Source organism: Psychrobacter sp. DM8 (assembly GCF_051307025.1).
Classification (GTDB): domain Bacteria; phylum Pseudomonadota; class Gammaproteobacteria; order Pseudomonadales; family Moraxellaceae; genus Psychrobacter.
In genome coordinates, this window is the sequence record NZ_CP195538.1 from 312,386 (window position 1) to 326,705 (window position 14,320).

Annotated in this window: 11 protein-coding genes and 3 tRNA genes; 10 read left to right on the forward strand and 4 right to left on the reverse strand. The window is 45.2% G+C overall.

Annotated elements, in window-relative coordinates:
- Positions 1 to 138 precede the first annotated feature (138 nt).
- The gene (locus tag ACR64J_RS01430) at positions 139 to 966 is read left to right on the forward strand and encodes an inositol monophosphatase family protein (RefSeq protein ID WP_435950158.1); all 828 of its coding nucleotides are present in this window, start codon (positions 139 to 141) and stop codon (positions 964 to 966) included.
- 41 nt (positions 967 to 1,007) lie between these two features.
- On the opposite strand, the gene ACR64J_RS01435 is transcribed toward ACR64J_RS01430, so the two are convergent.
- Positions 1,008 to 2,287 (reverse strand): IS3 family transposase gene (locus ACR64J_RS01435; RefSeq protein WP_435949542.1). Its coding sequence is split into 2 segments (ribosomal slippage): positions 1,008 to 1,909 and positions 1,909 to 2,287, totalling 1,281 coding nucleotides; the frame shifts between segments, so codons are not numbered across the junction.
- A 125-nt stretch (positions 2,288 to 2,412) separates the two neighbouring features.
- Positions 2,413 to 3,813: a WS/DGAT/MGAT family O-acyltransferase gene (locus tag ACR64J_RS01440; protein WP_435950159.1), complete on the reverse strand. Its 1,401-nt coding sequence runs from the start codon at positions 3,811 to 3,813 to the stop codon at positions 2,413 to 2,415.
- Positions 3,814 to 4,089: 276 nt separating this feature from the next.
- On the opposite strand from ACR64J_RS01440, the gene gspE reads away from it, so the two are divergent.
- Complete coding sequence (gene gspE, locus ACR64J_RS01445; RefSeq protein WP_435950160.1) at positions 4,090 to 5,622, forward strand: type II secretion system ATPase GspE; 1,533 nt, start codon at positions 4,090 to 4,092, stop codon at positions 5,620 to 5,622.
- A gap of 166 nt (positions 5,623 to 5,788) precedes the next feature.
- Here gspE and ACR64J_RS01450 read toward each other — a convergent pair whose 3' ends face one another.
- Together ACR64J_RS01450 and ACR64J_RS01455 are read right to left on the reverse strand one after the other, a co-directional pair.
- The gene (locus ACR64J_RS01450; RefSeq protein WP_435950161.1) at positions 5,789 to 6,274 is read right to left on the reverse strand and encodes a RidA family protein; all 486 of its coding nucleotides are present in this window, start codon (positions 6,272 to 6,274) and stop codon (positions 5,789 to 5,791) included.
- Between the two features lie 59 nt (positions 6,275 to 6,333).
- Positions 6,334 to 7,035, reverse strand: coding sequence for a DUF4442 domain-containing protein (locus ACR64J_RS01455; RefSeq protein ID WP_435950162.1), 702 nt, complete (start codon positions 7,033 to 7,035; stop codon positions 6,334 to 6,336).
- A gap of 181 nt (positions 7,036 to 7,216) precedes the next feature.
- Here ACR64J_RS01455 and ACR64J_RS01460 point away from each other — a divergent pair, with 181 nt between their 5' ends.
- From ACR64J_RS01460 to gspF, 8 genes are all read left to right on the forward strand, one after another.
- Positions 7,217 to 8,581: an McrB family protein gene (locus ACR64J_RS01460; RefSeq protein ID WP_435950163.1), complete on the forward strand. Its 1,365-nt coding sequence runs from the start codon at positions 7,217 to 7,219 to the stop codon at positions 8,579 to 8,581.
- A gap of 37 nt (positions 8,582 to 8,618) precedes the next feature.
- Positions 8,619 to 9,971: an McrC family protein gene (locus ACR64J_RS01465; protein WP_435950164.1), complete on the forward strand. Its 1,353-nt coding sequence runs from the start codon at positions 8,619 to 8,621 to the stop codon at positions 9,969 to 9,971.
- A 240-nt stretch (positions 9,972 to 10,211) separates the two neighbouring features.
- Positions 10,212 to 10,288 (forward strand) — tRNA-Pro (locus ACR64J_RS01470).
- Positions 10,289 to 10,373: 85 nt separating this feature from the next.
- Positions 10,374 to 10,450 (forward strand) — tRNA-Arg (locus tag ACR64J_RS01475).
- Positions 10,451 to 10,490: 40 nt separating this feature from the next.
- Positions 10,491 to 10,566 (forward strand) — tRNA-His (locus ACR64J_RS01480).
- Positions 10,567 to 10,891: 325 nt separating this feature from the next.
- Complete coding sequence (locus tag ACR64J_RS01485; RefSeq protein WP_435950165.1) at positions 10,892 to 11,833, forward strand: AraC family transcriptional regulator; 942 nt, start codon at positions 10,892 to 10,894, stop codon at positions 11,831 to 11,833.
- A 192-nt stretch (positions 11,834 to 12,025) separates the two neighbouring features.
- A complete protein-coding gene (locus ACR64J_RS01490) occupies positions 12,026 to 12,997 on the forward strand; it encodes a hypothetical protein (RefSeq protein WP_435950166.1) in 972 nt (323 codons plus the stop codon).
- Positions 12,998 to 13,037: 40 nt separating this feature from the next.
- Complete coding sequence (gene gspF, locus ACR64J_RS01495) at positions 13,038 to 14,240, forward strand: type II secretion system inner membrane protein GspF (RefSeq protein ID WP_435950167.1); 1,203 nt, start codon at positions 13,038 to 13,040, stop codon at positions 14,238 to 14,240.
- Positions 14,241 to 14,320: the final 80 nt, after the last annotated feature.

The window sequence follows — 14,320 nt, forward strand, 5'->3', positions numbered from 1 at the left end:
AAATATATTTATTAGCTTTAAAAGTTTTAGTACGACGCCTGCTTGCCGCAGGTGTAAATTATTTTACAGTGTGTCTTAAATGGCTTTGGCTACGGCTAATGCTTTCGTTTTATTCATTGATTAGGTAAAAGGTTATTTATGGAACCCATGGTCGTCATCGCAGCGCGTGCTGCTGAAAAAGTTGGAAAAGAGATCTTGCATGCGCATCAAAACCGCCACAAAATCGAGTTCGATACCGAATCTAAAGGTCTTGATGGCTTGGTCACTCGTATCGATCGCTTTAGCGAAGAGCTGACGATTGCGACGCTCAAAAGCAGCTATCCGACGCATTCATTTTTGGGTGAAGAGTTTGGTATGCAAGAAGGTCGCGGCGAAGACGCTGATTGGTGCTGGATTATCGATCCGCTCGATGGTACCAAAAACTTCGTCCACGGGGTTCCGCAGTTTTGTGTGTCTATCGCCGTGCAGCATAAAGGCGTCACTCAGCACGGCGTTATCTATGATCCCGTTCGTGATGAGATGTTCTCAGCGAGTCGCGGTAAAGGCGCGCGTCTTAATCAGCGCCGTATTAATGTCAGTGAGCGCAAAACGTTAGAGGGTGCATTATTTACCACAGGTCATCCGCTAGAGCGTAAACGTAACGGCGAAGTCATCTCTTATGCCAAAGAGCACTTTGAGAGCTTGCAAAAGGTCTGTGAAGCGGGCGGTCAAATTCGCCGCCTGGGCTCAGCCGCCCTAGATCTATGTTACGTAGCAGCAGGGCGTTTTGATGGGTATTTTGAGATGTCTATCAAGCCTTGGGATATTGCGGCAGGTGAGCTGATTGTCACCGAAGCGCGCGGCGTGGTTGTCGATCATACGGGCGCGCATAACTCTATGACTACAGGCTCTATCTTTGCCTGTAACGTCAAACTACTCAAGCCACTAATGCAAATCGTTGTCCCGGCTTGGAACGACGCCATTTAATATCATTTATTAATTGTCCCGTCCTAAAATAGGTTGAGGGTTTATAAGGAGTCAGATACTGCAAGTATCTGGCTTTTTTTTGGAATATCACTTCTTATATTTTTATGAGCTTGGTTCGGTGTGAGCATATTCAAACTTAAATGCGGTCTCCTCTCATTATAGATATGTATAGACTCGTCTATCATTACTTTCAACTCATCAAAAGTATTACACTCGTATAGTAAGAACTCATATTTTAAAATACCATTGATTCTCTCAGCCAAGGCATTTTGGTAACAATCATAGCCATCCGTCATTGACGGCGTTATCTGATAAGCTTTTAGTGCCTCTTGGTATAGCTCGGAGCAGTACTGTAGTCCTCTGTCTGAATGATGAATCATAGCATGATCATAGTAGCGGTTAGACTGCGCCATCTTTAACGCTTTGACCACATTGCACGCTCTCATATCGTTACTCAAGTGATAGCCCATAATCTGTCTTGAACAAGCATCTGTCACCAGCGATAGATAATGAATGCCCTCACTAGACTTTACGTAGGTGATGTCCGCCACGAGTACTTGCTCTGGTATCAGCGGTTGGTTTTGGTTGTCTTTTAACAAATTAGGATATTTCTTGAGCCAGTGCTTACTGTCAGTCGTCTTAGTATAGCTACGTTTGGGTTTCACCAGTAAGTCATGTGCCCGCAAGTAATCAAAGAAACCATCTCGACCTAGTTTGATACCTGCTTTTATAAGCTTAGGTTTGAGCAAGTAGTACAGTTTACGTCCGCCAAGCTTTGGCATAAACTGGCGATAAAATACAACCCATTCAGACAGTATGGCTAACTCGTCTACTCGCTTGAGGTGTCGCGCTCTATGTTGGTAAACGGCTTGAGTACTGATTCCTAATAAGCGACAGCCCCTAGCTAAACTCACTTGTCCGTTTTGTTTAAGGTGCCAGAGACTGTCGTGACAGACTTTTTTCTTAAGTTTACTCCATGGTCTTTGTCATATATATCAATCATGGTATTTAAAATAAGATTACGATCTCTTTCGTCTGCAAGCTCTCGTTCTAGACGCTTTATCTGCTGAGCAGGGGTTTCTACACTAGGGTTATGGGCTGACATAGGACATCGCCTCCGCTGATTAGAACCTGTCCAGTCCAATTTACCATGCTTTCGTAGCCATACCAAAACGGTACTGCGTCCTTGTATGCCATAAATACTCTGGGCTTGTTTATAGGTCATGTCGCCTTTTTCAACACTATGTACAATGCTTAATTTAAAGCCTAAGGTGTAATCTTTTTGACTGCGTTTCGCTCTCTTACTCTCTACGTTTGACATATTATCGCCTAAAAAGTGTCAACTCATTCTAGGACGGGACAAATGATCACAAAAAAGCTGACTTCAAAATGGAGTCAGCTTTTTTGGTTTTAGGCATTTAGATTTTCAAACAATATCTCATGCATTTAGACCTTATATTCTAACGCACTTAAACGTTTATCTTCGCTGACTTGCTCCAAAATCGTCAGCTCTTCTTCAATTAAGGTGAGCATATCTTGTACATGTGGTAAGCGCTTGCTACAGGCAGTAATGCAGAACTCGATTCTATCGAGGTAGCTTGCAAGCGTAATATTCAGCGCTTGCCCATTGACCAAGATTGACGCCGGATACAGAGCTTTTAGCAAAGCGCCATTCCAATAGAGCTCTTTTTTGGAACCTGGTACGTTAGAGATAATCAGGTTAAAGGCTTGTTTTTTGGGGAATAAACCTGTGAGGGTGTTCAGCCCCTGCCAAGCATAGGCAATGGCGCTGTAGTTGATGACCTGCGCCTTATTCATACGGCGAAAGCGGCGCTTGCCACTGTTCATACTGTCATGAATCAGTTGTAAGCGTTTGGCAGGGTCTTCTAAATGAGTACCTAGGTTTGCCATCAAAAACGATATTTGGTTGCCAGAGGCACTCTCATCTCCGCGCAGTGACATCGGCACAAAGGCGATCAAAGGTTTTTTCGGTAGTGCTTTTAGATCGAGTAAATAACGTCTGAGCGCACCTGAGCAAACTGCAAGCACCACATCATTAACGCTGATATCAAATTGCTCAGCTATAGTCTCAAAGCGGCGTATATCATAAGACTGCGCTGCAATACGGCGCGAGGCTGAGATACGGTGGTTAAGAATGCTCTTTGGCGCGTCAAAAGTGCCGACATAATCCTCATCACCGCTGTGCTTAAAATTGTCCATAAGCTCTGTAAATACAGGCTTGATGGTTGATAGCTGCTCTTTGATTATGCGCCTAGTTGAGGGCACCTCTGAGATGAGCTTATCTTTATCATTGCTGCGCGTAACCATCGACCATATAGGCAAAGATACTGGGTCATTTGGTGATTGAGACAAGGTCTTTTGCACAATGCGCATCGCTGCAATACCATCAACCAATGAGTGGTGAATCTTGATGTATAAAGCAAAACGGCCAGGCTGTCCTTCAGACTCAGGCAAAATACCTTCGATTACATGACATTCCCAAAGCGGCATGGCGCGATCAAGTAAGCGGCTATGCTCTTTTGACACGTACATAAGTAGCTCGCGGACGCGGCCAGGGCTTGGTAGAGCAACGTGACGAAAATGATGCTCGACATCGAACTCATCATCCTCTTTCCAAAACAGCAAGTTCTCTAGTACCTGATTAAAAGGAAAGCTTGGCGGGACGGTTGAGGTTTGCATTTGCTGCACAAGGTTATAGACAAAGTCACTGTCTGAGTCTTGCTCATCCTCTGGCAATTCAAATAAAAATAAACCACCGACATGCATCGGCTGTCGGCGCGACTCTAAAAGTAAAAACAACTGGTCGACGGCTGTCATTAGTCGCATGATAAATCCTTTTATGGCGATAGGTAATAGGCTATAGCGTTATGATAACTATAGCGTAAAAATAGTCAAACGGGTATAGATAAAAAGTAGCTAAGGGTCACACATCGTTGCTTAAAAAGTAATAGTGACACGATAAATATCGGCTTTTGCTATGATTAAGCGCAGCTTAAAACAAAATGCTATTATAACAAACTTGCAAGCACGTACCGCTGGTAATTATTTACTTATGCGTTTTATCTTTGCTTTGATTTTTACTCTTATTATCAGGTCGTTTTTATGATGCAGCTGCCATACAGTTTTGCCAAACGTCATCAGCTTTTGATCATGCTAGCCATTGATCCTCAGTTACCGCCAACTTTGGTACTGACCAAAGCTACGCCTTTGTCTGCGATTAATGAAGCCATGCGTTTTTTGCAGCAGCAGGGCGTGCCTAGCATACCGACTTACGAGAGTATCGATAGCGACAACTTTGAAAAAAGACTCAATGCGGTTTATGCCAATAATACTGGTGAATCACAGCACATCGCCGCAGGTTTGGAGGATCATCCTGATCTTGATAGCTTGGCTGATAGCGTCCCTGAAACCGAAGATTTGATGGACTCTCAAGACGATGCACCGATCATTCGCCTGATTAACGCACTGCTTTCTGAAGCCATTCGCTTGAGCGCCTCAGACATTCATATCGAAACCTTTGAGAAGCGCTTGGTCGTTCGTTTTCGCGTCGATGGCGAGCTCAAAGAGATTATTACCCCAAAACGGCAATTAGCGCCGCTTTTAGTCTCACGTATCAAGGTTATGGCCAAGCTTGATATCGCCGAAAAACGGGTGCCGCAAGATGGTCGTATTAGCTTGCGCTTAGCAGGACGCGAGGTCGATGTGCGGGTATCCACCCTGCCATCAAGCTTTGGTGAGCGCGTGGTCATGCGTCTGCTTGATAAGCAAGCAGGACGATTAAACATGACCTATCTGGGGCTCTCAGATAATGACTACAGCGAGCTTAAACGGCTGATTCATCGCCCGCACGGTATTATCCTCGTCACAGGACCGACCGGTTCGGGTAAGACAACGACGCTATATTCAGCGCTCACTGATCTAAACGATCAGACGCGTAATATCTTGACCGCAGAGGATCCTATTGAGTTTCAATTGGACGGTATTGGGCAGACGCAGGTCAATAGCAAAGTCGATATGACCTTTGCCAAAAGCCTGCGGGCGATGCTACGCCAAGATCCTGATGTGGTGATGGTCGGTGAGATCCGTGATATTGAGACCGCTGAGATTGCGGTACAAGCATCACTTACGGGGCATTTGGTGCTCTCAACTCTGCATACCAATACCGCGATTGGCGCGGTCACGCGTTTGCAAGACATGGGCGTTGAGCCGTTCTTATTATCATCATCTTTAATTGGCGTAGTGGCACAACGCCTGGTTCGTACGTTATGCACCCACTGTCATACATGGCAGGCAGCTGACAGTGAGCAGGCCAAACTCTTTGATGAGATCGACATAAGTTTAAGCGTGCCTGATGGCGTCATTAGCTTACCAAAACCTGTTGGCTGTGATAAATGCAATCAGTCTGGCTTTAAGGGACGTACCGCGATATATGAAGTGGTGCCTGTCGATGATGCACTACGCCGAATGATCCATAGCAATACTGCAGAGTATGAGCTGGAGTCTTACGCCCGCCTGCAAACGCCATCGATCCGCGCAGATGGTTTGCACAAAGTAATAGCAGGGCGGACAACGCTGGAGGAGGTATTGCGAGTGACCAAAGAGAGTGCATCTACTGATGAGGGTTTGTTGGTATAAAATAAGCAGGCAAACGCGCCCATCTATTCAGCGCGTTTTATAATTTTGCCAAGTAGCTTAGATTATTTGCTTGATTTGGACTGCTTAACTTAAAGTGCCTAGCTATAGAGCTATAGAGCTATAGAGCTATAGAGCTATAGAGCTATAGAGCTATAGAGCTATAGAGCTATTTTGCAGCGATACATTCGATCTCAACACTAGCGCCTGCTGCTAGATCCGCTACGCCAAAAGCGGAGCGCGTAGGATAAGGTTTGGCAAGCTCAGCTTTATAGACCTCATTAAAATCAGCAAAATCATCCATATCTGTGAGCATAGCCAAGCATTTGACGATATCTGATTTTTGATAGCCATACGTTAGCAATGTCATGTTGATATTGTCCAAGGCTTGCTTGGTCTCAGCTTTGATACCGCCTTTGACCAGCTGACCGTCTTTAAAGCCGATCTGACCTGACATGTACAAGGTATCGCCAACGCGTACTGCACTAGAAAAAGGATAGTCACCGCCATCACCTAAAAAGACTGGCGCAGTTTTGCTCATCGTCGTCGTTGGTGCAGCTTGAGCTGTCAGCACAACGCTCAATGGACCGAGCGAGCAGGCACCTATAAGTACGGCTTTAGATAGTATTTTAAATAGATTATTATGACTAATCATAGTGATCTCCTTTATTGTAAATATGAGTATTATACTTATGAGTATGATACTAGGGGGTGTTATTCATCCTCTGTCGCTTTGATTGTATCAGTGGCTTGCTTATCTTGATCAGTATCTGATAGGTTATCGCCCTTACCTTGGCGACGCGCTTCTAACTCGGATTTGGGTATCCACGCCCACATCATCTCAACGGTGATAGGGTCGCGGCTACTCGCAGACTCGCGGTCTTCGATAACACAAGGAATGATCATCTCGCCTTTGGGCGTGTCCAAGATATGTTGGCGCTGCTCATCGGATAGGCTCGCTACCGCTGCAATTTGACCTTTTTTGATAGGGCGATAAAAATTTACAGAATAAGATTTTATTAATAATATACGATCAGAGGGCAGGTTTAATCCCAAAATAAACCCAGTGGCTGTCTCAGCAAGTAAAGTAATCGCCACCGCATGGATAGAGCCGATATGGTTTTGTACTGCCTTGTCATTGTCCAAACTGACAACCACTTGATTGGGTTCGACCGTCTCATAACAGATACCTGTCGTACCGACATAGGGTACCACTTTACCAAAAGCTTTTGATAAAATCTTGGAGCGCGCGGTAGCTGGCAAGTATTTGGTAATAGACAACAGTTTAGTGAATTGATTGTTAATAGGCTTTAAAGTGCTGCTAGGCTTGTCCTCTTGCATGCGGCTAGTATCAGATATTTTGGTGGGTAATTTATCGATAAGCTTGTTAGGAAGCTTTTTAAATAATCCTGACATACAAGATCCCTTAAATTGAACATAATAATAGTAGCGGTAGCTTAGCGAGCTCAAAGCTGGCAATACCCTGCTAAGATGATAGTGATAATAGTACCTCAATCGCTATACCTGTGTCATTTTTACCATGAACTTAAGCGCTCATAAAGTCGCTATCAACGTAATTTATCTATTGGAGCCTGATTTGCCAACCCATAAGCCTAACAACATTATTTATACTGGCGTTGCAGGTACTGGCAAAACTCATCGTTTGCTACAAATCGCCGAACAATACACCGACTATCTGCCTCCTTCAGATAGCGACTGTCTGCTTGATCATTTATTACAAGATCGCAGCTGGCGTGAAATTATTTGTCTTGTGTTTTTGGATTTAAAGCACAAAGGACAGGATTTGGTTAAAGTGCCTGAGCTTGTCGCGCACACGTTTTTTTTGGCAAAAGCGGCGCAAAACGAGCGCGGCAAACACCTAAATAGCACGGCGTGGTCTGTGCTACAAATGCACAGTCCAGTAGAGTCGCAGACGGTAAATTGTGATAATAGAGCAGGGCAGGCGTATTTTGATAAAGACGCGAGCGGCGCTTGGTATCTATTGCCACAGAGCCAAGAGTCACTCGCTGTACTAGGTGAGCAGTTGGCAGAGTATCAGCAAGCTTGCGCTGATAATCGCTTAAGCAATAATAGGGTGCACCAGCAGCGCTACACTATGGTCAGCTTTCATCAAGCTTACGGTTATGAGGAATTTGTAGAGGGCATCAGACCTGTCATTGGCGCTAACAAGCAGGCTTATGATATTCAAGATGGGGCATTTTTAAAGTTATGTCAGCGCGCCCTGCGTGACCCCAATCAGCGCTACGCTATGTTGATCGATGAGATCAATCGCGCTAATGTCTCACGCGTATTTGGTGAGCTGCTCAGCCTCATCGAACCTGATAAGCGTCTTGGGATGCCAAATGTGATGAGGGTCAATCTGGCCTATTCAGGGCGCGTGTTTGGCGTGCCTGCCAATGTCGATATTTATGCGACGATGAACACTCAAGACCACTCACTTGCCCCGCTCGATATGGCGCTACGTCGGCGCTTTCATTTTATTGATTGTCCGCCGCAGCCTGAGCTGTTATCGGTTATTCATGCTGATAATGATAGCAGGGCTGCGATAGATTTAGGGCAGTTATTGACAGGTTTAAATACCCGCATTATTCAAACACTAGGCGCTGAGGCGCAGCTGGGCCATGCTTTTTTGTGGTCTACTGCAACTTTTGAGCATTTGCAAGAGGCTTTGGTGCAGCAGATTATTCCGCAGTTGGCGCAAGCGGCCGGTAATCAGTCCACTATCTTGCACTATATCTTCAAAGATGAGTCGCAGCCATTAGCGGCGCAGTTTGTTCAAGATAGCCAGTCATTCATACCCAGCCAGCATCTGCCAAGTGCTGCCAATCAAAACGCATTTTTGGGGCAGTCTATGGGCACAAGTAGCTATAGAATAAACCCTGACCTTGTCGCACAAAAGGGTGAATTTACCAGCGCCGATATTTATCAGCGCTTGTATTAACCACACAGATTGATATTTACAGTGATTGATGTTCACGATGAATAATATTATTACGATGACCGTTTTTGAGCATCAGCGTTTAACAGCGCGTGACTTTGCGTGGACGACAGATTTTGATTGGTTGCTCAGTGAAGAGCTAACGGTGTTTACTATCAAGCGCAAACAGGGACAATGGCAGCTCAAAGTTGGGTATTATATCGGTATTATCTTGTTGCCAAGCGGGAGTATGCTGGAGATTTTACCTAAACCTATTCATATAGACGATGAGAGCGCAAGCAGTACAGATCATAGCCTTGAGCAGACGCGGCGCTGGGTGCACAACATGCTCGCCGCTCTGAGCCCTTCGTCAATTAGTAGCAAAAACTTTGGTCATATCAGCACCCATGTAGCACCTATATCAGACAATTTGCCGCCAGCAAAGCCTCCGTTATCAGAATGGTTAATCGCGCAGTTTGTTCAATATTTATCGCAATATCGGCCTAGTAGTCGTTATCAGCCGCAAACTCGTAATGATATGGTGATGCAAGGCAAGCTCATTATCAAAGAGCAGCTTAAACGTAATCGTCATCAGCCGCACAAGTTTGTCTGCGAGATAAGCCAATTAAATCAAGAGATTATCGCCAATCGCATAATAAAAAGTGCGCTTATACTACTTGCGCCTTTGTTAGATCAGCAAGTTTGGGCCTTACTACCTTGGCAAGCTATAACCGCACTCAATCATCAAGAGCGGCGTCAGTTAGAGGCAGTATATCAGCAAGCAAAATATCAGCTTACCAGTCAACCGCTAAGCCTGCATCAACGCCGCGGAGCCGAGCAGCTGCTAGATTTGGCATATTGGCTGCTTAAACAGTCAAACATTGAGGCAGGTCATGGCCTTAATGTACAACCTGTGTCAGCGCCAAAGATGCGCTTGTGCGTTCTTTTGAATATGAATCAAATGTTTGAGCAGTGGGCGAGTATAAGTATCGCAGCTACCCTTAAAACTATCGACTCAGATTATCAGCCCCTGTACCAAGCACAAAGTATTTGGCTTAGTGACGACACTGGACAGACGCAGCTCTCTATGCGTCCAGATCTGTTAATCCTTCATCACAAATCACCACTGTCCACTAGTACACAAACCAATTACAGCCACGTCATCGATATAAAATGGAAGTCGCTCACGCCAGCAGGTGCGATCACCTCTAGTGACGCCTATCAGCTCAGTAGTTACGCGCAGGCTTATCAAGCTGAGCACGTATGGCTGGTATATCCTGTCCTAAATAGTCGTCGGCCTGTTGCCCTCAAGCCGCAAGGGAATATAGCACTGAGTCAACCGAGTGCATCGCCGCGTAAGCTATGGCTGATGCCATTTAATGTGTTAGAGGGTACGCTTAACCTTAATACTTAACGTAAACGCTGGCAATAAAGCGCATACCACATCCATAATCAATGAGTGCCATCGATAAGTATTATTCTATAGGTTAACAAGACGCCAAGCCCCTATTTATAAAATACTTATAAATAGGTGTTGACACTATCCGCCTTAGCGCTTAATATATGCACCTCGATAGCGATGATCATTAATGAGTTAGCAGCTTTGCTGGTAGTGCATTAAAGAGAGTCTTATCGTAGCAAAGATAGAGTTTATCGGAGTGTGGCGCAGTTTGGTAGCGCATCTGGTTTGGGACCAGAGGGTCGTAGGTTCGAATCCTATCACTCCGACCATCTATTTTGAGAGCCTTACAGGCTTTTTTTTTATGTATAATGGTTTAGTTACTTACAAACCTAAGTAGATAAAAAGCCCTTAAGAGCGCCTGTAGCTCAGCTGGATAGAGCATCTCCCTTCTAAGGAGGTGGCCGCAGGTTCGAATCCTGCCAGGCGCACCATTTAGCCTGCAAATCTTGCCTATCATAGGCATCAGTTATGGCGGTTGTAGCTCAGTTGGTAGAGCCCCGGGTTGTGATCCTGGTGGTCGTGGGTTCGAGTCCCATCAGTCGCCCCAATTATCTCTGTACTATCCTCTTCAAATAATGCTTAAAACGCTTGCCTCTTGTGGCAATTTTTTGCGTCTGCTTTTTATTCCCCCCCTTAGTATTTGATATCGTTTTTGTAGCACTCTTTTAATGCTAAGCTTTATGGCGCAAGGTGCAAAACTACTTTCTTCTTAAACAATATTTTTAGTCAGCTAAGATAAAGTGATTATGTGCTCAACGTATTTATATTTTTAGTCTCTATCCACTCGAATTGATTTATATGGTTTAATATCAGCTCGTTGGTTATCTTAATGGGCTTATTTACTAACTGCTGAACCACTAAGGGATAAATAGATGGACGCACTCAGTGTGTTGTTACAAAATGTGCATTTGTTTGAAACTAAATATTATCGTCTCAATGGCACGGGCGACTGGTCCTTTTCTATGGATAGACAGGACTGTATCTTATTCTACGTTGTGCTATCAGGTAGTTTTTGTATTGATGTCGGAGACGAGATTCGACAGGCAAAAACTGGCGATACGATCATGCTATCAAACTCTCATCATCACAGAAGCTATGCTGTTAACCATAACGGTAATTCGGCAACGTCATTAGATGATAGGCTCGCTAATTGTATCAATAACACACTTGATCTCGATAGTGGCGGCGATGCCAACGTCTCTGTGATCTTGATTGAATGCAAGTACGATAAAGAGATGGTACGTCCGATACTCTCTGTATTGCCCTCTATATTGCCAGAGCTCAACGCAAGCTCTGGTGCTAGGTTTGAAGTCGTTGATGTCGAGATTAGACTGCTGACTTTAGAATCACAGCGCGAGCGTATGGGCAAAACAGCCGTTATCAATCATTGGGCGAGCATTATGATGATTGAATGTCTGCGCACTTATATAGAGAGCCTACCCGAGGCGACCGACAGTTGGCTTGGGGCTATGAAAGATCCGTTTTTGACTAAAGCGTTAACCGTTATGCATGACGCGCCAGATTACAATTGGACTATTCATGGCCTCGCTGAAGTGGCGGGTATGTCGCGCTCAAGTTTTGCTCAGCGCTTTAAAGACGTCGTAGGCATGCCGCCTTTGACTTATCTAACAGATTATCGTCTACGTTTGGCGGCGCGCTATTTGCGCCTGCAACAACACAGTATTAGCCGCATCGGCGAGCTGGTAGGCTACGCGTCGGACTCCACCTTTAGTCAAGCGTTCAAGCGCATTTATGGGATATCACCAAAGGCTTATCGTCAGGAACACTTTAGAAAACTAATTAATAAGAGTTAAGCAGACACAAACAAGAATGCCAAGATAGATTATCTTGGCATTCTTGTTTATGTCTTTAGATAGTGACACTCAAAACGCTTGCCGCTTTGATATTAGACTATGACAATCTGCCGAGCTTGAGGTACTATAAGACATCGAGTTCTTTTGCTTTATAGACTGACACTTATTCAATTTTGCTACAAATGGTGTGTTATGATCCAATCAACTTCTAGACCTGATAATGAAAGTTTGCATCAAAAGTCAAGCTCTAGCGCAGCAGAGCACAATCAGCAAATGGTCAGTGAGGATACGATTGACAAGGCAGCTTTACTAGCGTTGTTTACAGTAAATGATGGCGATGACCATAACGATGAATACAACGTTGTCACTCATACAGACATTACTGTAGCTGATGCGCGCCTAGCGCTTTATCGCACTCAGTATCAGCGCACGCAGCTACTATATACTGTTGCAGCTAGTACGCGTCCGACGTATCTAGTACAGACACTCAAGTCACAGTTTGCTGAATATCAGCAACATCTGCTTGCACAAAATCTCGATAAACGCGGTCTTATCGATACCCAGCCTTTAGAGCGGCTATGGCAGCAGTTACACGTGGTTGATGATATCATTGCCGATATTGTGCGTCACATGCCTGCCCAGCAGCCCGCAGGATGGCAGCTGACTTCGCAAGATGGTCAAAACCCGTTACGTCTGCCCACTATCGGCAAGCTCAAAAGCTCCAAACCGATAGCTGACAAGGCAAGTCTTAACAATTATGTCCTCAGTCACTTTGGTGTCAGCAGCTTTAGCTATGATCGCGGTTATTACATCGGTCATGTGGTCGGATATTTATTCAGCTGTTACTTTTGCGCGCACTTATCTGTTAGCTACAATGTGACCGCACTTGATGAGCACGCGGTGAGCGGTTATGACTACGCTAGCCTTGAGACGCCATATATGGTGAGATTGCTGCAAGGGTTGGATGGCTATTGCAAAAAACGTATCTACCAGTTGGCTGTTATTTGTGCGCGCCTAAGCGTTTATGCCTCAGATAAACGTATTGAAAAAATGCTCATCGCTGAGGTCAATGATTTTGACAAAAAACTACAACAGCAGCATCTAGATGTTTTATTGCTCCAAGGCATGATGCCTGAGAGTAATGATTCCACTCCGCTATTTTAATTCACCTGTATTTTTGATGCTCGCTTAGGATACTGCTGTTATGCCCGCTTATCATTACAAGGCGCTTGATGATCAAGGCAGTATGAAAAAAGGCTTGTTAGAAGGCGACTCTGCACGCCAAGTACGTCAGCAACTGCGGGACAAAGCATGGACACCAGTCGAAGTCAACGCCGTCAATGATAGGCAACATCAAAGCAAGAGCCGCTACAAAAAACCCTCTGCCTATGAGCTTGCACTGTTGACCCGCCAGCTCTCTGTCTTGCTCGCCGCCGGTATCCCGCTTGAGGAAACTTTAGCCGCTGTTGCCAAGCAATCCCCAAAAACCCATATCAAATCCTTGATGCTTGCCGTGCGCGCACATGTGCTTGAGGGTTTGAGTTTGGCGCGTGCGCTACAGCAAGCGGCGAGCTTTCCGCCGCTGTACATCGCCACTATCGCAGCAGGGGAGAAGTCTGGTCACTTAGATCTGATTCTCAATCAATTGGCCGATTACACCGAAAACCGCTTTGCCCTACAAAAGAAAATCCAAGGCGCTATGGTCTATCCTATTGTGCTGATGGTAATGGCGGTCGCGGTCATTATGGGGCTTATGAGCTTTGTCGTACCCAAAATTGTCAAAGTGTTTGAACAATCAGAGCAAGCGCTACCTCTTATTACCCAAGTCGTTCTGACCCTATCGAATGTTATTACTCAGTGGTGGTGGCTGATGCTACTGGTATTAGCGGGCGCCTCCTTTTTGTTTTACCGCTTTGCGCAGACGCAGGCGGGTAAGCTTACGATAGATAGTATTGTACTTAAGTTACCTATCTTAGCGCGGTTGTCCAAAGGCCTAAATGCGGCGCGCTTTGCTAGCACCTTAGCGATATTAGTGCGCTCAGGGGTGCCGCTGATAGAAGCGCTGCATATTGGCGCGGCAGTGGCGACCAACCTACATATCCAGCAAACCATTATCACTGCTGCCGACAGAGTGACCGAGGGCGCCAGTCTCTCAAGCCAGTTAGAAAAGTCTGCTTATTTTCCACCGATGATGGTACAAATGATCAAAAGTGGAGAGAATTCAGGCGAGCTTGAGAATATGCTCAGCCGCGCCGCCAACATGCAAGAGGCAGAAGCGACCAACTTTATCAGTACTTTGTTATCTTTACTTGAGCCGTTGATGCTGGTATTTATGGGCGTAATCGTCATGATTATCGTTATGGCGGTGATGCTACCTATCGTCAATATGAACGATTTGGCAGGCTAATTTAGCGCCGCGCTTTTGCTAAATGACATATCACTTAACTCTATCTAAGGTTTCGCAAGTTTTGCCCGCTGTTGTCTATT

Bases quoted from the DNA above. Each gene is read 5' to 3' on its own strand.
- ACR64J_RS01430 (WP_435950158.1), top strand. From the start codon at position 139: ATGGAACCCATGGTCGTCATCGCAGCGCGTGCTGCTGAAAAAGTTGGA.
- ACR64J_RS01440 (WP_435950159.1), bottom strand. From the start codon at position 3,813: ATGCGACTAATGACAGCCGTCGACCAGTTGTTTTTACTTTTAGAGTCG.
- gspE (WP_435950160.1), top strand. From the start codon at position 4,090: ATGATGCAGCTGCCATACAGTTTTGCCAAACGTCATCAGCTTTTGATC.
- ACR64J_RS01450 (WP_435950161.1), bottom strand. From the start codon at position 6,274: ATGATTAGTCATAATAATCTATTTAAAATACTATCTAAAGCCGTACTT.
- ACR64J_RS01455 (WP_435950162.1), bottom strand. From the start codon at position 7,035: ATGTCAGGATTATTTAAAAAGCTTCCTAACAAGCTTATCGATAAATTA.
- ACR64J_RS01465 (WP_435950164.1), top strand. From the start codon at position 8,619: ATGAATAATATTATTACGATGACCGTTTTTGAGCATCAGCGTTTAACA.
- ACR64J_RS01485 (WP_435950165.1), top strand. From the start codon at position 10,892: ATGGACGCACTCAGTGTGTTGTTACAAAATGTGCATTTGTTTGAAACT.
- ACR64J_RS01490 (WP_435950166.1), top strand. From the start codon at position 12,026: ATGATCCAATCAACTTCTAGACCTGATAATGAAAGTTTGCATCAAAAG.
- gspF (WP_435950167.1), top strand. From the start codon at position 13,038: ATGCCCGCTTATCATTACAAGGCGCTTGATGATCAAGGCAGTATGAAA.